We start from the raw sequence: 14,863 nt of genomic DNA, 5'->3' as shown, positions 1-14,863 counted from the left end.
CCGCGCGGACTCGGCGTCAGACGACGGACCACCCGCCGTCACTCGGCAGCACGGCACCGTTGACGTTGGCGGAGTCGTCACCGAGGAGCCACGTGATCGCGGCGGCGAGCTGCTCGGGCTGGGCGACCGGCGGGATCGCGACCTGCATGATCGGACCGACGCGTCCGGCGGCGTACTCGCTCCGCATCGGCGCCTCGATGTTCGTCGCCACCGCACCCGGCGCGACGGCGTTCGCGCGGACACCCTGCGGCCCGTGGAAGAACGCGACGCTCTTCGTGAACCCGGCGATCGCGTGCTTCGACGCCGTGTAGGCGGCTCCGGCAGCCGAGCCCCGGAGCGCCGCCTCGGACGCGACGTTCACGACGGAGCCGCGACCCGCCGCGATCATCAGCGGCAGGACAGCGCGGGTGAGCCGCATCGGGCCGGTGACGTTCACGCTGAACACCCGGTCCCAGGTGGCGTCGTCCACCTCGCTCGGCGGCAGGAAGGCGTCCATGATGCCGGCGACGTTGGCCAGGCCGTCAATGCGCTCCCCCGCTGCGGCGATCAGCGCGTCGATCGTCTCTGCGGCAGCGACGTCGCCGACGACCGTCACGACGTCGAGCCCGTCGCGCCCGACGAGGTCGCCACGCAGGGCGTCGAGCCGCTCCGCGACCACGTCGGTCGCGATGACTCGGCCACCTTCGTTCGCGATGCGCGTCGCCGTGGCGCGTCCGATGCCGGAACCCGCTCCGGTGACGATGATGGTCCTGCCGGTGAACCGTCCGGCGGTGGTGTCGGTCATGTCGTCTCCTCCTCGAGCGGCGCGGACTGCGCCAACCCGGTTATAGCACTCAGTGCCGAAAGGACCACATGAGCTCGACGAGCGACCGGCCGACCGGACGCCCCCGGACGATCGACCCCGACGCGGTGTCCCTGGTCGCGCTGCGGCTGTTCGACGAGCAGGGCTTCGACTCCGTGTCGATGGACGACGTCGCTGCGGCAGCCGGGATCAGCCGGCGCTCGCTGTTCCGGCTGTTCCCGAGCAAGGCCGCCCTCGTCTGGGGCGGCCTCGACGAGTTCGCGACCCGCTTCACCGAGCACTCCGGGCTCGGCCCGCAGACGAGCCGTCGGCGACCGCCCTCCGCGCCGCGTACCGGGTGGGCGCTTCGTTCCCGGATGAGACCGTCGAGGTCACCCGGCACCGGCTCCGCGTCATCCGGACGAACCCGTCCCTGCAGCGCGGCGGGGACGCCACGATCACGTCACTGACCGACGCGATCGTGCGGTTCGTCGCGGAGCGGGATGGCGGCTCGGTCGACGACCTGGCAGTGATCGTCCGGGCGAGCACCCTCGCGGCGGCGACGAACGCCGCGCTCACCTGGTGGGCGTCCGGCGGTGAGGGGCGCCCGGCGGACGCCGTCGACCGAGCGATCGACCTGCTCGGCTGAGCCACCCCTGGTGCGCCCTCCACGGCGGCGGTATCGTCCCCGCATGAACGTGCACGGGCCCTCGCCCTACTTCCAGTTCGCCGGCACCGCCCGCCAGGCGCTCGAGCGCTGGCAAGGCGTCTTCGGCGGCGAGGTCCGCGTCGCGACCTTCGCCGAGTTCTCCCGCACGGACGGCCCCGCCGACGCGGTCGCGCACGGGCAGCTCGCCGGCGAACTGCAGCTCTTCGCGGCCGACGCGGCGACCGGCGAGACCCCGTTCCAGGCCTCGGGCGTGCTGTTCTCGCTGCTCGGCGCCGCCGAACCGGACGTGCTGCGGCGGTGGTTCGACGACCTCGCGTCGGACGGCACCGTCGTCGACCCCCTGCAGCAGCGGCCGTGGGGCGACTGGGACGGGATCGTCCGCGATGCCTTCGGGGTCACCTGGCTGATCGGCTTCGAGGCGTCCGCCCTGCAGGTGACCCGCGGCGAGCCCTACTGCGCGTCGGACGGCAGCAGCGGCGCCCAGTAGGCGTCGGGCCCGTCGGCGACGACGGCCTCGCGCTCGAACCGGAAGCCGTACTGCTGCACGAAGTCCGCCGCTGCGGCCTGCTCGTCCTCGGCGTCGTCGTGCGCGGCGTCGAAGAGGTACACGCCGTGCCCCATCGCGACGCCGGAGTCGCTGATCACCGAGAGGTCCCATCGACCTTCCTCGGCGCGTTCGATCCGGACGACGGCGGCCTGTGCGGCGGTGAAGTCAGCCATGCCGCGAGCATACGGACGACACCACGCCGACGTTCAGCCTATGGTGGCGCCATGGCGGCGACGGTGCGGCAGGTGCAGGTGACCTTCGACTGTGCGGACCCGGAGCGGGTGGCACGGTTCTGGTGCGAGGTGCTCGGCTACGTGGTGCCCGCGCCGCCGCCCGGCTTCGACTCGTGGGACGCGTTCGACCAGGCCCTCCCGCCGGAGCACCAGGGCTCGGCGTTCGCCTGTCAGGACCCGGACGGCGTCGGCCCGCGGCTGTTCTTCCAGCGCGTCCCCGAGGGCAAGGTCGTGAAGAACCGGGTGCACCTCGACGTGCGGGTGGGCACCGGCCTGGTCGGCGCCGAACGGCTCGCGGCCCTCGACGCCGAGAGCGACCGGCTCGTCGCCCTCGGTGCCACGCAGTTCCGTCGGATGACCGCCGACGCGGTGAACGAGTCGTGCATCGTCATGCAGGACGTCGAGGGCAACGAGTTCTGCCTCGACTGATGCGCGCGCTCCCACCACTGCTCCGGACGGCCCGGCTCACGCTCGACGGGTGGTCGCCGGCCGACGCGGGGTGGTACGCCGACCTCGTCGCCGAGCGGAGCGCGTCCGCCGCCGGCCGCGGCGAGCCGCCGACCCCTCGTACCTCGGGCCGCCCGACGCCCGAGGCAGCCGCCGGCTCCGTCAGCTCCCTCGCCGCGACGGTCGGGACACCGCTGCCGCTCCACCCGGTGCGACTCGGCGGGACGGGAGCGGCGCTCGGGTACTGCGGGCTGGTCGTCGGGCGCTCCACCGCCGCCGAACCGGAGCTCGCCTACGAGTTCCTCGAGGCTGCACACGGCCACGGCTACGCCACCGAGGCAGCCGCCGCCGCCGTCGACGCAGCCCGCTCCGCCGGGTACCCGCGCCTCTGGGCGACGATCCGTGCGTGGAACGCACCGTCGTTCGCCGTCGCCGGACGGCTCGGCTTCGTCCGCGACCCCGCCGCGACCGCGGCGCACCCGGAACCGGACGACGGTCGCGGCGAGCAGGTCTGGAACCGGCTCGACCTCTGACCGTCGGCTCTGGGGTCTCCGTCTGCTGGCCTGGAGGCGCGGTGCGGCCTGGCACCGCGCCTCCAGGCCCTAGTCTGTGAGCCGCTGGTCTGTACGGACGGACAGGCGACGAGTGGAGGACGGATGTCAGTCGGGTTGCTCGCGGTCGTGGACGACATCCTCGCCGCCGCCCTCAAGGCCAGCGCCAAGACCGCGGGGGTCGTCATCGACGACGCCGCCGTGACGCCGCAGTACGTGCAGGGGCTCGAGCCGGCGCGGGAGCTGCCGGTGGTCGGGCGGATCGCGCTCGGCAGCCTGTTCAACAAGTTCGTCATCATCATCCCGCTCGCGCTGCTGCTCACCGCGTTCGCGCCGTGGGTGCTGCCGTGGCTCCTGGTGCTCGGTGGCGCCTACCTGTGCTTCGAGGGGGCCGAGAAGGTCCTGGAGTGGTTCGGCACGCACCACGAGGCCGAGTCGACGGAGCCCACGACCGAGCCGAAGCTCGTGTTCGGCGCGATCCGCACCGACCTCATCCTCAGCACCGAGATCATGCTCATCGCGCTCGCGAGCCTCGACACGGACCTCGGGTTCTGGCCGACGGTCGGTGCGCTCGCGGTGATCGGGCTCGGCATGACGGCGCTGGTCTACGGCGCGGTCGGGCTGCTCGTGAAGGTCGACGACATCGGCCTGCAGATGATGAAGCACCCGGTGCGGCGGACCCGGCGCACCGGCGCCCGGATCGTGCGGGCGATGCCGGCCGTCTTCCGGGTGATCAGCGTCGTCGGCACCGTCGCGATGCTGTGGGTCGGTGGGCACCTCGTCATCGCGAACCTGGCCGAGACGTTCTGGCACGGCCCGTACGACCTGCTCCACGCGATCGAGCACGCGATCGAGGCGGCCGGACCGGTCGTGACGTGGATCGTCGACACCGCGGTCTCGGCGGTCTTCGGCGTCGTGCTCGGGATGCTCGTCGTCGGGATCGTGCTCGGCATCGGGCGGCTGCGCGGTCGCGCGCACCACTGACCGGTCAGCCGGACGGACCCACCCCGTCAGGCGGACGCCACGGCGCCCGGACCGGTGGTCCGGGCGCCGCGGTGCGGGGTCACTTCCAGATGGAGATCCAGTCGATGTCCACGCTGCCCTTGCTCGATACGGGCGTGGTGCCCCCACCGAGCGACGTCTCGGCCTGCAGGGTCACGCGCATCGGCGCCGTGGGCACGGCCTTCGTCGTGGTGGCGACGAGCTTGTCGTCCCAGTAGAACCGGACCGCTCCCTTGTCCCACTCGGTCGTGGCGACGTGGTACCCGGTCGAGTCCGTCGGTGCGAACTGCTCGGACTCGGGCTCGAACTGCATCGCACCGTTCGAGTACGTGCCGGGCACCGCGGACGCCGGACGGGGAACCCCGCCGAGGTCGGCCTCGGGCCAGTCGATCTCGCCCTGGTTCCAGTCGTCGCTCGACGGCCACATCATGCCGACGAACTTGTAGCCCGGGGTCTTCGTCGTCTTGTAGCGGACCGAGACGCGACCGGTGGTCTGCGCGGAGTACCCGTCCGGCAGGATCGTCGCGACGAGCGGTTGCCCGTTCTCGGAGTGCAGGTCGAAGTCCAGGTTGCCGTTCGCGACGCTGAGCACCTTGTCCGGGGCGTAGAGGCCCTGGCCGCTGGTGTCCTTGTAGCCGTCGTAGGCGTCCATCTCCGGGTACTTCTGCAGCACGGAGCCCTTGGCCGCCGCGGTCGTGAAGTCCTCGGCGTAGCTCTGCACCCAGGTGCGGCCGTTGGAGGTCACGTTGCCGGTCGGCATCGAGGACGTGCTGCCAGCCGGGCTCGCCGGCGTCGTCGGGGTCGGGGTCGGGGTCGACCCGGTCGGTGCCGGACCCGGCGTGATGGGGGCCGACGCGGTCGGCGCCGGGGTCGGCTCGGTGGGGGCCGAGGTGGGGGTGGTCGGGGTGGGGGTCGCCGGCTGCGGCGGGCTCCAGCCCGCGTCGCCACCGGCGTGGTGGTGGTGTTGGTGGTCGTGCGCCGAGCTGATGCCGAGGCGCTCACCGCGACGGTGCCGGCGGCCACCACGAACGAGGTGATCCGCCGCCAGTCTCTGGCGGCTGTTCGGTTCCACATGCGTTACCGCCTCCTGATCGAGCATGAACGGACGCGGAACCGTAACCTCTCGACCTCGCCAGCCCTGTCCAGGTTGCGCCCAGTCGGACCCCCTCGACACTTGACAACGACTGTTGCTCAACAGATCGACGACAGGTGTCGAGCTCCGGGTGCCTCGATCCGGGTCGTCTCACGACGCATCCCCCGTCGATCCGCACGGGCATGGGAATGATCGGTCTACCCCTCGTTTGCGGGTAAGCGCAAGGATCGGCCACGATCCGGCAACGATTCGCGAGCGACTCGCCCGGCTCGGCTGTCCGCGCGCTGTGCCCGGGGGACATGTTGCCGAGCGCACCCGTGAGAACTCGCAGGTGAACACTCGACCTCGGAGGCGACGAGGAGCTGGTCCGCGCTCTCGGCGGCGCCCCGCGGCCGGTCACACCGTGACGGACGGGAGGCGCGTGCGGGGCTCCGCACCGCGCCTCCCGTCCGTCACGGGGTGACGTTCTCGAGGTCGGCGAGCAGGCTCGGGTGCCGGGGGCGCGGACCGACGACGACCCCCTCGCGGGACACGCCCTGGCAGCGCTCGACGAACTCCGCGCGGCGGCCGCGGCGCTCTGACGCCCGTCCGGACGGCGCCGCCGCGGGCTCAGCGCCGGGTCAGTTCCAGACGGCGACCCAGTCGACGCTGACGTGCCCGACCGCGGACGCTGGGATCCTGGCGCCGCTGGTGGTGGTCTCGGCCTGCAAGGTCACGCGGAAGGGCGTCTTCGGGACCGCCTTCGTGGTGGACGTCACGAGCTTGCCGTCCCAGTAGAAGCGGACGATGCCCTTGTCCCACTCGGTCGTCGCCACGTGGTAGCCGGTCGAGTCGGTCGCCGCGAAGGCCTCCTTGCCGGGCTCGAACCGCATGCCCGTCCGCGCTGACCAGCTGCCGGGGACCGCCGACGCCGGGCGGGGGCGTGCACCGAGGTCCGCCTCCGGCCAGTCGATCTCACCCTCGTTCCAGTTGTCGCTCGACGGCCACAGGATCGTGGAGAACTTGTAGCCCGCCGTCTTCGTCGTCTTGTACCGGATCGACACCCGTCCGGTCCGGTGCGGCGCGTACCCGTCCGGCAGGACCGCCGCGACGAGCGGCTGCCCCTTCTCGGTGCGGAGCGCGAAGTCGAGCACGCCGTTCTTGACGCTGAGGACCTTCGCCGGCGCGTACCGCCCCCGCCCGGTCGTGTCCGAGAACCCGTCGTAGGTGCCGAGACCCGGGTACTTCTTCGTGACGGTGCCGAGCGTCGCCGCCGTCGTGAAGTCCTGCCGGTACGACTGCTTCCAGGTGCGGCCGTTCGTCGTCACGTTCCCACGAGGGAGGGCGGTCGACTCGGCGATCTTCGCCGTGGCCGTGGAGGACGCCGGCAGGGTGGCGGCTCGGGCGGACACCGGGGCACCGCCGACCAGGGCGGTCGTCGAGACGAGTGCGACGGTGAGGGTTGCGACGACGACGAACGGGGACCGCATGCGAACTGCCTCCTGCGTGGGGATGCTCTGGACGTGGTACGTGTGCGAGGCAGTATCGGGCGTCCGGTGCAGGCCGTTAGCAGTCAGGCCGTCATGGTTCGGTGCGGGTCAGGATCTCGACGTCGCTCCCCATCGTCACGGTGCGCTGCGCGGGCAGCCCGAAGCGCGCGGCGGGGTCGGCGGCGTTGTGCGCCAGGCCGACGAAGAGCTTCTTCCGCCACGACACCATGCCGCGGTTGCCGGCGGTCGGCCGGAGCGCGCCACGGGAGATGAAGTACGAGGCGTGCTGCATCTCGTCCGGGTCGATGTCGAGGACCTCGGCCAGGCAGGCGGCGTGCAGGGCCTTCGGCAGGTCCTGGTCGTCCGAGAAGCCGAACTTCACCGTGATGTGGTCGATGCCGTCGTCCTCGTAGCCGAGGTCGTCGCGGAAGAACGCCTTCGCGTGCGGGACGTGCGGCACGTTGGCGGTGAGGACCGACACGATGAGCACGGTGCGGTGCAGCACGTGGTTGTGCTCGACGTTCGCCCGGAGCGCCAGCGGGGTGGTCTCCTTGTTCGGGTGCGGGAACACCGCGACGCCGGGCACGCGCGGGATGTGGTGCTCGTTGACCCGTTCGATGAAGTCGGCGAGGGACCCCTCGCGCTCCTTCCGTTCCTCTTGCACGAAGGCGCGCCCGCGCCGCCAGGTGGTCATCACGGTGATCACGGCGAGGGCGATGAGGAGCGGCACCCAGCCGCCGTGGATGATCTTCGACAGGTTGCCGGCGAGGAACGTCAGCTCGAGGCCGCCGAACGCCACGGCCGCGACGACGAGCTTCCACGGCTTCCACCTCCAGAGCGGTCGCACGACGAGCAGCAGCAGGAGCGTGTCGACGACGAGCGCCCCGGTGACGGACACCCCGTACGCGGTGGCGAGGTTCGCCGAGGACCGGAACGCGAGCATGATCGCGAGCACGCCGATGAACAGCAGCAGGTTGACGGCCGGCAGGTAGATCTGCCCGCTCTCCTGCCGTGACGTCTGCCGGATCGTCAGTGGCGGCAGCAGCCCGAGCTGGACGGCCTGGCGCGTGAGCGAGAACGCCCTGGAGATGACCGCCTGGCTCGCGATCACGGTCGCGAGCGTCGCGAGCACCACCACCGGCAGGCGCAGGCCGTCCGGGAACAGCAGGAAGAAGGGGTCCTTCGCGGCGGACGGATCGCTCAGCACGAGCGACGCCTGCCCGAGGTAGTTGAGGACGAGCGCGGGGAACACGACGAAGAACCACGCGCGGAGGATCGGGGTGCGCCCGAAGTGCCCCATGTCCGCGTACAGCGCCTCGGCACCGGTGATCACCAGCACGACCGCGCCCATCGCCACGAAGGTGATGTACGGGTGGGCGAACGTGAACGCGATCGCCCACGTCGGGGAGAGGCCCTGCAGGACCCCGGGGTGCGCGAGGATGTGCGGCACGCCGGCGGCGGCGATCACCACGAACCAGAGCAGCATGACCGGGCCGAACAGGTTGCCGACCTTGCCGGTGCCGAACCGCTGCGCGGCGAACAGCACGACCAGGATGACCGCGGCGATCGGTACGACCAGGTGCCCCACCGACGGCGCCGCCGTGCCGAGCCCCTCGACCGCGGACAGCACCGAGACGGCGGGCGTGATCACCGAGTCGCCGTAGAAGAGCGAGACGCCGACGATCCCGATGACGAGGAAGATCGTGGCCCCGCCGCGGCGCTTCGCGTACAGCCGGCGTGCGAGCGCGGCGAGCGCCATCACCCCGCCCTCGCCGTCGTTGTCCGCCCGCATGAGCACGAGGACGTACTTGATCGAGACGATGATCGTGATGCTCCAGAACATCATCGAGATGACGCCGTAGACGTCCTCCTGGTTCGCCTTGACCAGACCGTCGTCGATCGTGAACACCGTCCGGAGCGCGTACAGCGGGCTCGTGCCGATGTCGCCGAACACCACGCCGAGGGCGGCGAGGGCCAGGACGGCGATGCCCTTGCCCGGGCCGTGACGACCGTCGTCGGTCGTCTCGGTCGTCGGTGTCTGAGAGCGGGTCTCGGTCACGCTCGTCACTTCCGTCTCCGGCCGTCCGGGCGACGGCCGCCGCTCATCATCGCACCGGCGGGGGCTCACGCTCGCAGGTGGCGCACATGCGTGCGCGGCGCGGCCGTCCTGGTGCGTCAGGGCAGTCGACGGGCCAGCTCGTCGGCGACGCACGCGGCGAACGCGTCGGCGCCGGCGTGGTCGTCGGCGGTCACGGTGACGACGGTTCCGCCGCGCTCGCCCTCGCCCTCGCCGCCGCCCTCGTCGAAGAGGAGCATCTGGCCGTACGCCCCGTGCAGACGCCAGAGCCGCCCCGGCCCACCCCAGCCGGCCATGGCATGGCGGTCGTACGCGGGGTCGGTGCCCTCGCGCCGCACCCAGTCCGTGTGCATCGCGTCGCACCACCGACCGCTCACGATCCGCTGCCCGTCGACGACCCCGCGGTCACGGATCAGGCGACCGATCCGCGCGAGTTCCTCGGTGCGGAGCGCGATCCCCTCCCCGGCCGCGACGTACCCGTTCGGGCAGCGCTCCCACTCCACGCCGTCGATGCCGAGCGGGGCGAACAACCGCTCCGACACGAACGCCCCGACGTCGCCGACGCGGGTCTCGAGGACGCGCATCGCGGTGTACGTGCTCGCGTTCGCGTACTGGAACACCCGGCCGCGGAGGGCCGCCCGAGGAACTCGGCGGCGAGGTCCGGCCAGTCGGTCCGCTCGGTCGGCGACCACGGCATGTCGACGCCGCTCGTCATCGTGAGGAGGTGCCGGAGGGTGACACCGTCGACGCCGGGGCCGGTGACGAACTCGGGCAGGTACCGAGCGACGGGGACGTCGACGTCGACCAGCCCGTCGTCGGCGGCGATGCCGGTGGCGAGGACGCACACGCCCTTCGCGGCGGAGTGGACCTCGCGCCGGACGTCCGGCGTCCAGTGGTGCTCGGCGGTGTCCTCGCCGACCAGCACGTGCACGCCGCGGGCGGCGAAGCCGGTCGCGTCGGCCTGGCGGACGAGGGCGTCGAGGATCGCTTGGGCACGTCTCACGGACCTCATCCTCTCGCACCTGTTGCTTCGAGTTCGAAGCAGTGCTACCGTTCCCGTAGTGCTTCGAAATCGAAGCAACGACGAAGGGATGCAGTCATGCAGGCAGTGCAGTTCGGACGGGTCGGTGGACCCGAGGTCCTCGAGGTCGTCGACGTGGAGCAGCCGACTCCCGGTACCGGCGAGGTCCGGATCCGCGTCGCGGCGTCCGCCTACAACACCGCCGACGGCGGGATGCGGGGCGGGTTCCTGCCGATCCCGATCAGCCTCCCGCACGTGCCCGGGTACGACGTGTCCGGCACGGTCGACGCACTCGGCGACGGCGTCGAGGGCATCGCGGTCGGCGATCAGGTGATCGGGTTCCTGCCGATGGAGCGCGACGGCGGTGCCGCCGAGTCCGTCGTCGCCCCGGTCGAGGCGCTCGTCCCGGCCCCGACCAGCATCCCGCTCGCCGACGCGGCGGCTCTGCCCTCGGTCGCCTTGACCGCGTGGCAGGCACTCTTCGACGACGGGCACCTGACGACCGGGCAGCGGGTGCTCATCGTCGGCGCCGGCGGCGGCGTCGGCAAGTACGCCGTCCAGCTCGCGAAGCGTGCCGGTGCCACCGTGATCGCCACGGCCAGCCCCCGGAGCGCCGACGCCGTCCGGGCAGCCGGCGCCGACCAGGTGATCGACCACACCACGACCGCGCTGCTCGACGCCCTCGACGGGCAGGTCGACGTCCTGCTCAACCTCGCGCCACTCGACCCGGAGCAGTTCGCCGCCGACGTCGCCGCCGTGCGCGACGGCGGGATCGTCGTGAGCACCACCGCCTTCATGGCGACACCCGACGACGCAGCACGCGGCGTGCGTGCTGCGACCGTGTTCGTCCTGCCGAACCGGGAGCGCCTCACCCAGCTCGTCGCCCTCGTCGACTCGGACGACCTGACGGTCGAGGTCACCAGGCGCATCACGCTCGCGGAGCTGCCGGCGCTCCACGCCGAGGCCGAGGCCGGGCGGATCGCCGGCAAGGTGGTCGTGCTCGCGTGACCGACGACGGACTGGAGGCGCGGTGCCAGCTGGCACCGCGCCTCCAGGCGGTCACCGGGTCGCGTCGCGACCCGGGAGCACGTCGTCAGCGACGGCGGAAGTAGCCGTTCGCGCCGCCGACGAACATGAGCACGGTCGCGACGATCACCGCGACGGCACCGATCCAGCCGAAGGCGTTGCCACCGGAGGCCGCGCCGACGCCGACACCGATGACCTGCAGGATGGCGAGGACGAGCAGGACGATGCGGGCCCAGTTGCGGCCGTCGCGCATCTTGAAGACGATGATGAGCTCGATCACGGCCAGGACGAACGCGAAGATCGCGCCACCCACGAGCGGTGAGCGCGTCTGCGGTCTCGGCGAAGGGGACGGTCCGACCGACCACCGGACGAACCGCGCCGGCCTCGACGAGCGCCGACAGCTCGCGGAGTTGCGCGCCGCTCTCGTGCATGAACAGGAACTCGTAGCCGACCTCGAGCGCGGCCGCCTGCGAGCGCACCTTCCGGCTCAGCCCGGCGACGGCGAGCCGTACGAGGGATTGAGCCCCGCACCCCGAGCGAACGCCGGGTCCGGCGGGCCGGCGATCCCGATCGCGCGCCCGCCGGGCCGCAGCACACGGAGGGACTTCGCGAGGTTGTCGCCCCCCAGGCTGTCGAGCACGAGGTCGTAGCCGTCGAGCAGCGCCTCGAAGTCCTCGTTCCGGTAGTCGATCACGACGTCGGCGCCGAGCGACCGGACGAAGTCGGCGTTCGCTGCGCTCGCGGTCGTCGCGACCGTCGCGCCGAGGTGCTTCGCGAGCTGGATCGCGATCGAACCGACACCCCCCGCGCCGGCGTGCACGAGCACCTGGTGCCCGGGGCGGACGTCGCCGCGCTCGACCAGCGCCTGCCAGGCCGTCAGGGCGACGAGCGGGAGCGACCCCGCCTCGACCGTGCTCAGGCCGGCGGGGATCGGCGCGAGGTCCTGCTCGGCCACGGCGACCCGCTCGGCGAAGGTGCCGACCTGGTCCTTCCGCGGTCGTCCGTACACCCGGTCGCCGGGTCGGAACGCGCGGACGTGGTCCCCGACGCTGACGACCGTGCCGGCGACGTCGTGCCCGAGGACCTGCGGCAGGTCGTACGGCAGGATCGCCTTGAACTCGCCCAGCCGGATCTTCTCGTCGAGCTGGTTCAGGCCGGCCGCCTCGACGCGGACGAGCACGTCGCCGGGTCCGACGACGGGCTCCGGGACGTCCCGGAGCTCGAGGGGCTGCTGGTAGCGGGTGAGCACGAATGCCTGCATGGTCGTCCGATCTCGGTTCGTCTCGGTTGGTGAGTATACTCAATACTGAGTGCACTCAGCCAGATCGTCAAGAGGCGGTGGCAGGATGAGGGACGACGACGGAGGCGGAAGGACCAGGAGTGCCCGAATCGACAACCGGCGGTCGCCGCGAGCGGAACAAGCAGGAGAAGCTCGACCGGATCGTCGCCGCTGCGGCCACGCTCTTCGCCGAGCACGGGGTGGACGACGTCACGACGCAGCAGATCGCCGACGCCGCGGACATCGGCACCGGCACCCTGTTCCTCTACGCCCGGACCAAGGGCGAGCTGCTGCTGCTCGTCCAGAACGCCCACTACGCCGAAGCACTCGAAGCGGGGCGCGCTGCGGCGCGTCCCGCGGCCGGGTCGTCGACGTCGGCCGTCCCCGCGGTCCTCGCGCTCGTGCGGCCGGTGGTCGCCTGCAACCGCGAGCAGGTCGAGAACGGACGGACGTACCTGCGGGAGATGGTCTTCGGGGACCCGTCCGAGCCGAACCACGCCGCTGCACTGACCATCGTGGCGCAGACCGAGGCCGAGCTGGTCGCGATCATCGAACGTGACGGGACCGGGCACGACGACGCCGTGCAGCTCGCCCGCGCGGTCTCGGCGGTGACGTTCCTGGCGATGGCCGCGACGACGACGCCCGACGTCGACGCGGTGATGGGCGACATCGAGGCGCAGGTGCGAGCGGTGCTGCGGCGCTGAGACCCCGGGGAGCGCCGTCCGCGTACCGTCCGGGCCGTGTCAGACCACCAGCCGCACCAGACCGATCCGACCCGTGTCGGTGACCAGCCGGCACTGCGCACCGCATCCGGGTCGAACTGGCTCGTGTGGGGTGCCGTCACCGCGGTGCTCGTCGCCGCCGTGATGGTCCTGATGGCGATCCGCTCGCCGGGCGTGGGGTGGCCGGCATTCGTCGCCGTGGTCGTGCTGTTCGTGGCGATGGTGGTCGTGCGGGCTGCCGTGCGACCGCGGCGTGCACGGCTCGTCACGTTGGCCGTGCTCGACCTGGCGATCGTGGTGATCGGCCTGGTGACCACGCTGGTGGTGCTGTTCTCGGAGTCAGGGGCCTGAGACCCGGTCCTGGTCGGCGCCGTCCCAGAGGTCGGCGCACGGCACGGGCTCGGCGCCGACGGCCCGCAGCCAGGCGCCCGCGCCACGGTCCGCGGTCGACGGGTCGGCTGCGGCCACGTCGAGGTGGTCGGACACGGCCGCCCAGAGCGCTCGGCCGATCAGGACCGGGTGCCCCGGGCGCCCCGCGTACTCGGCCTGCCGCACGGCGCCGGTCCGTCCGGCCCGCTCCCCGAGGACCCGTCGCACCGCTGCCGACGGCAGCCCCGGCAGGTCGACGAGCGAGACGAGCGCGGCGTCGATCGAGATGGACGACGTCGCGAGCACCGTCAGCCCTCGGGCGAGCGACGCGCCGAGGCCGCCCGCCCAGTCCGGCGCGACGACGGTGCGCACCCCGGGCCGGTCGCGCAGCATCAGGGCGGCCTCGTCGGCACGCGCACCGAGCACCACGACGACGTCGTCGCAGCCGCCCGCGAGCAGCGTCGACGCGGCGCGGACCGTCCACGGGGTGCCGTCTGCTCCCGTGACGAGGGCCTTCGGCCGCCCCATCCGGGTCCCGGCACCGGCAGCCAGCAGGAGACCCGTGGTGCGGGCGCGGTCCGCCGTCACACGAAGCCCGGTACGGCGGTCCAGGCCGCCGGTGCCTCGGCGACACCGTCGCGGACGACCGTGCCGGCGATGAGCCCGTACGGCCGGTCGGCGGCGTAGAACACCTCGCCCGGGTTGTCGAGGCCGAACGGTGCCAGGTCGACCAGGAAGTGGTGCTTGTTCGGCATCGCGAAGCGGACCTCGGCGAGTTCCGGGAACGCCTCGATGGCCGCGCGGCCCATCGCGAAGAGCGTCTGCTGGAGCGCCAGCGAGTGCAGCTCGGCGAAGGTGGCGAGCATCCGGTCGAGGACCCCTTCGTACAGCGCGTCGTAGTCGATGCCGGCCGCGACGGCTTCGGGCGTGTACCGCCAGCGGGCCGTCACCGAGGTCGCGAGGATGCGGTCGTCGGTCTCGGCGAGCGTGGTGTACCCGTCCCGGGGGAACCCGTGGAACTCGCTGCCGGTCGACTTGAGGACGGTGAGGTCGGTGACGCCCGCGACCACGTGGACGTCCTCGCCGTCGACCTGCACGACCGCGGTGCGGGTGCCGCGGCCGGCGCGGACGAAGGCATGGTCGTGCTCGCTGCCGTCCACCGCGATCCGCTCCCAGGCGTGCTGTTCGGCGGAGAGGGTGGCGCCCTCGTACCAGTCGAACGCGGTCGTGAAGTGCCGACCGAGGCGGAGCAGGAAGCCCTCCGGCGTGTGCACGCCGTGCTCGCGGGCGAAGGCGTAGACGGTGTTCTTCTGGGTGTCCGTGGCGAGGACCTTGGCGTTGTCGCCGTCGGTGTACGAGTCGGCGAGCGCCGCGCCCCGCAGCTGTGTCGTGATCGTCAGGTCCTCGATCTCGTGCCGCGGGGTGTCGCGCGTCACCCGGACGAGCCGGACCTCGGCCTTCCCGTACTGGTTCGCACCGAGGTGCACGGTCGTGGCGGTCGAGATCGGGCTCGCGGGGGTGCCCGTGGTCGTGTCGGTCATGTCCCGGAGGATTCCACCCGGTTGTTTCGGTGGTG

At 72.2% G+C, this 14,863-nt stretch carries 20 protein-coding genes and 1 pseudogene; 10 read left to right on the top strand and 11 right to left on the bottom strand.

Annotated features, from left to right (window positions below):
* Positions 1 to 16: 16 nt before the first annotated feature.
* Positions 17 to 784 carry an SDR family NAD(P)-dependent oxidoreductase gene (locus tag ACZ8AI_RS18640; protein ID WP_464859402.1) on the bottom strand — a complete coding sequence of 256 codons (768 nt, stop codon included), beginning with the start codon at positions 782 to 784 and terminating at the stop codon, positions 17 to 19.
* Between the two features lie 68 nt (positions 785 to 852).
* On the opposite strand from ACZ8AI_RS18640, the gene ACZ8AI_RS18635 reads away from it, so the two are divergent.
* From ACZ8AI_RS18635 to ACZ8AI_RS18625, 3 genes are read left to right on the top strand one after another with little or no spacing between them, the layout of a single operon-like run.
* On the top strand, positions 853 to 1,251 hold the full coding sequence (locus ACZ8AI_RS18635) for a TetR family transcriptional regulator (RefSeq protein WP_464859401.1): 399 nt from the start codon (positions 853 to 855) through the stop codon (positions 1,249 to 1,251).
* Positions 1,140 to 1,430: an acyl-CoA-like ligand-binding transcription factor gene (locus ACZ8AI_RS18630; RefSeq protein WP_464859400.1), complete on the top strand. Its 291-nt coding sequence runs from the start codon at positions 1,140 to 1,142 to the stop codon at positions 1,428 to 1,430. The genes ACZ8AI_RS18635 and ACZ8AI_RS18630 overlap by 112 nt, the downstream gene beginning before the upstream one ends.
* 43 nt (positions 1,431 to 1,473) lie before the next feature.
* Entirely contained in the window at positions 1,474 to 1,938 is a 465-nt protein-coding gene (locus tag ACZ8AI_RS18625; RefSeq protein ID WP_464859399.1) for a VOC family protein, read from the top strand.
* On the opposite strand, the gene ACZ8AI_RS18620 is transcribed toward ACZ8AI_RS18625, so the two are convergent.
* Entirely contained in the window at positions 1,902 to 2,171 is a 270-nt protein-coding gene (locus ACZ8AI_RS18620) for a hypothetical protein (protein WP_071294042.1), read from the bottom strand. The genes ACZ8AI_RS18625 and ACZ8AI_RS18620 overlap by 37 nt on opposite strands.
* Before the next feature lie 51 nt (positions 2,172 to 2,222).
* On the opposite strand from ACZ8AI_RS18620, the gene ACZ8AI_RS18615 reads away from it, so the two are divergent.
* The 3 genes from ACZ8AI_RS18615 (at position 2,223) to ACZ8AI_RS18605 (ending at position 4,213) form a co-directional block, all read left to right on the top strand.
* Positions 2,223 to 2,660 (top strand): VOC family protein, encoded by a 438-nt coding sequence (locus ACZ8AI_RS18615; protein ID WP_071294043.1) that lies wholly within the window; start codon positions 2,223 to 2,225, stop codon positions 2,658 to 2,660.
* The gene (locus tag ACZ8AI_RS18610; RefSeq protein ID WP_464859398.1) at positions 2,660 to 3,211 is read left to right on the top strand and encodes a GNAT family N-acetyltransferase; all 552 of its coding nucleotides are present in this window, start codon (positions 2,660 to 2,662) and stop codon (positions 3,209 to 3,211) included. Before ACZ8AI_RS18615 ends, ACZ8AI_RS18610 begins: the two co-directional genes overlap by 1 nt.
* A 123-nt stretch (positions 3,212 to 3,334) precedes the next feature.
* Positions 3,335 to 4,213, top strand: a complete 879-nt coding sequence (locus ACZ8AI_RS18605; protein WP_464859397.1) for a DUF808 domain-containing protein — start codon at positions 3,335 to 3,337, stop codon at positions 4,211 to 4,213.
* 79 nt (positions 4,214 to 4,292) lie between these two features.
* Here the strand turns inward: ACZ8AI_RS18605 and ACZ8AI_RS18600 are convergent, their stop codons facing one another.
* Complete coding sequence (locus ACZ8AI_RS18600; RefSeq protein WP_464859396.1) at positions 4,293 to 4,976, bottom strand: glycoside hydrolase family 16 protein; 684 nt, start codon at positions 4,974 to 4,976, stop codon at positions 4,293 to 4,295.
* Between ACZ8AI_RS18600 and ACZ8AI_RS18595 the strand changes: the two genes are divergently transcribed.
* Positions 4,966 to 5,268: a hypothetical protein gene (locus ACZ8AI_RS18595; RefSeq protein WP_464859395.1), complete on the top strand. Its 303-nt coding sequence runs from the start codon at positions 4,966 to 4,968 to the stop codon at positions 5,266 to 5,268. The two genes, ACZ8AI_RS18600 and ACZ8AI_RS18595, sit on opposite strands and share 11 nt — an antisense overlap.
* 676 nt (positions 5,269 to 5,944) lie before the next feature.
* Here the strand turns inward: ACZ8AI_RS18595 and ACZ8AI_RS18590 are convergent.
* From ACZ8AI_RS18590 to ACZ8AI_RS18575, 4 genes are all read right to left on the bottom strand, one after another.
* On the bottom strand, positions 5,945 to 6,793 hold the full coding sequence (locus ACZ8AI_RS18590) for a glycoside hydrolase family 16 protein (protein WP_464859394.1): 849 nt from the start codon (positions 6,791 to 6,793) through the stop codon (positions 5,945 to 5,947).
* 91 nt (positions 6,794 to 6,884) lie between these two features.
* Positions 6,885 to 8,852, bottom strand: coding sequence for a potassium transporter Kup (locus ACZ8AI_RS18585; RefSeq protein ID WP_464859393.1), 1,968 nt, complete (start codon positions 8,850 to 8,852; stop codon positions 6,885 to 6,887).
* 116 nt (positions 8,853 to 8,968) lie between these two features.
* A complete protein-coding gene (locus tag ACZ8AI_RS18580) occupies positions 8,969 to 9,223 on the bottom strand; it encodes a hypothetical protein (protein WP_464859392.1) in 255 nt (84 codons plus the stop codon).
* A 59-nt stretch (positions 9,224 to 9,282) separates the two neighbouring features.
* Positions 9,283 to 9,873, bottom strand: coding sequence for a serine hydrolase (locus tag ACZ8AI_RS18575; protein ID WP_464859391.1), 591 nt, complete (start codon positions 9,871 to 9,873; stop codon positions 9,283 to 9,285).
* Positions 9,874 to 9,969: 96 nt separating this feature from the next.
* Between ACZ8AI_RS18575 and ACZ8AI_RS18570 the strand changes: the two genes are divergently transcribed.
* Positions 9,970 to 10,899, top strand: a complete 930-nt coding sequence (locus tag ACZ8AI_RS18570; protein ID WP_464859390.1) for an NADP-dependent oxidoreductase — start codon at positions 9,970 to 9,972, stop codon at positions 10,897 to 10,899.
* 85 nt (positions 10,900 to 10,984) lie between these two features.
* Here the strand turns inward: ACZ8AI_RS18570 and ACZ8AI_RS18565 are convergent, their stop codons facing one another.
* Together ACZ8AI_RS18565 and ACZ8AI_RS18560 are read right to left on the bottom strand one after the other, a co-directional pair.
* A complete protein-coding gene (locus ACZ8AI_RS18565; RefSeq protein ID WP_464859389.1) occupies positions 10,985 to 11,230 on the bottom strand; it encodes a hypothetical protein in 246 nt (81 codons plus the stop codon).
* Position 11,231: 1 nt separating this feature from the next.
* A pseudogene (locus ACZ8AI_RS18560) lies at positions 11,232 to 12,178 on the bottom strand (NADP-dependent oxidoreductase); the annotation flags it as partial.
* A gap of 119 nt (positions 12,179 to 12,297) precedes the next feature.
* On the opposite strand from ACZ8AI_RS18560, the gene ACZ8AI_RS18555 reads away from it, so the two are divergent.
* Together ACZ8AI_RS18555 and ACZ8AI_RS18550 are read left to right on the top strand one after the other, a co-directional pair.
* Positions 12,298 to 12,900 (top strand): TetR/AcrR family transcriptional regulator, encoded by a 603-nt coding sequence (locus ACZ8AI_RS18555; protein WP_464859388.1) that lies wholly within the window; start codon positions 12,298 to 12,300, stop codon positions 12,898 to 12,900.
* 36 nt (positions 12,901 to 12,936) lie between these two features.
* The gene (locus tag ACZ8AI_RS18550; protein ID WP_464859387.1) at positions 12,937 to 13,269 is read left to right on the top strand and encodes a hypothetical protein; all 333 of its coding nucleotides are present in this window, start codon (positions 12,937 to 12,939) and stop codon (positions 13,267 to 13,269) included.
* Here ACZ8AI_RS18550 and ACZ8AI_RS18545 read toward each other — a convergent pair.
* Positions 13,258 to 13,875 (bottom strand): nucleotidyltransferase family protein, encoded by a 618-nt coding sequence (locus ACZ8AI_RS18545; RefSeq protein ID WP_464859386.1) that lies wholly within the window; start codon positions 13,873 to 13,875, stop codon positions 13,258 to 13,260. The genes ACZ8AI_RS18550 and ACZ8AI_RS18545 overlap by 12 nt on opposite strands.
* Complete coding sequence (gene pucL / locus ACZ8AI_RS18540; protein WP_464859385.1) at positions 13,872 to 14,828, bottom strand: factor-independent urate hydroxylase; 957 nt, start codon at positions 14,826 to 14,828, stop codon at positions 13,872 to 13,874. The genes ACZ8AI_RS18545 and pucL overlap by 4 nt, the downstream gene beginning before the upstream one ends.
* Between the last annotated feature and the right edge of the window lie 35 nt (positions 14,829 to 14,863).

This window comes from Curtobacterium sp. AC273, from assembly GCF_979253735.1.
This window is presented reverse-complemented; position numbering and strand designations above follow the sequence as displayed.

Excerpts from the sequence above, each read along its gene's own strand:
- ACZ8AI_RS18640 (WP_464859402.1), bottom strand. The coding sequence starts at position 784 with ATGACCGACACCACCGCCGGACGGTTCACCGGCAGGACCATCATCGTC.
- ACZ8AI_RS18635 (WP_464859401.1), top strand. The coding sequence starts at position 853 with ATGAGCTCGACGAGCGACCGGCCGACCGGACGCCCCCGGACGATCGAC.
- ACZ8AI_RS18570 (WP_464859390.1), top strand. The coding sequence starts at position 9,970 with ATGCAGGCAGTGCAGTTCGGACGGGTCGGTGGACCCGAGGTCCTCGAG.
- ACZ8AI_RS18615 (WP_071294043.1), top strand. The coding sequence starts at position 2,223 with ATGGCGGCGACGGTGCGGCAGGTGCAGGTGACCTTCGACTGTGCGGAC.
- ACZ8AI_RS18590 (WP_464859394.1), bottom strand. The coding sequence starts at position 6,793 with ATGCGGTCCCCGTTCGTCGTCGTCGCAACCCTCACCGTCGCACTCGTC.
- ACZ8AI_RS18620 (WP_071294042.1), bottom strand. The coding sequence starts at position 2,171 with ATGGCTGACTTCACCGCCGCACAGGCCGCCGTCGTCCGGATCGAACGC.
- ACZ8AI_RS18625 (WP_464859399.1), top strand. The coding sequence starts at position 1,474 with ATGAACGTGCACGGGCCCTCGCCCTACTTCCAGTTCGCCGGCACCGCC.
- pucL (WP_464859385.1), bottom strand. The coding sequence starts at position 14,828 with ATGACCGACACGACCACGGGCACCCCCGCGAGCCCGATCTCGACCGCC.
- ACZ8AI_RS18605 (WP_464859397.1), top strand. The coding sequence starts at position 3,335 with ATGTCAGTCGGGTTGCTCGCGGTCGTGGACGACATCCTCGCCGCCGCC.
- ACZ8AI_RS18610 (WP_464859398.1), top strand. The coding sequence starts at position 2,660 with ATGCGCGCGCTCCCACCACTGCTCCGGACGGCCCGGCTCACGCTCGAC.
- ACZ8AI_RS18580 (WP_464859392.1), bottom strand. The coding sequence starts at position 9,223 with ATGCACACGGACTGGGTGCGGCGCGAGGGCACCGACCCCGCGTACGAC.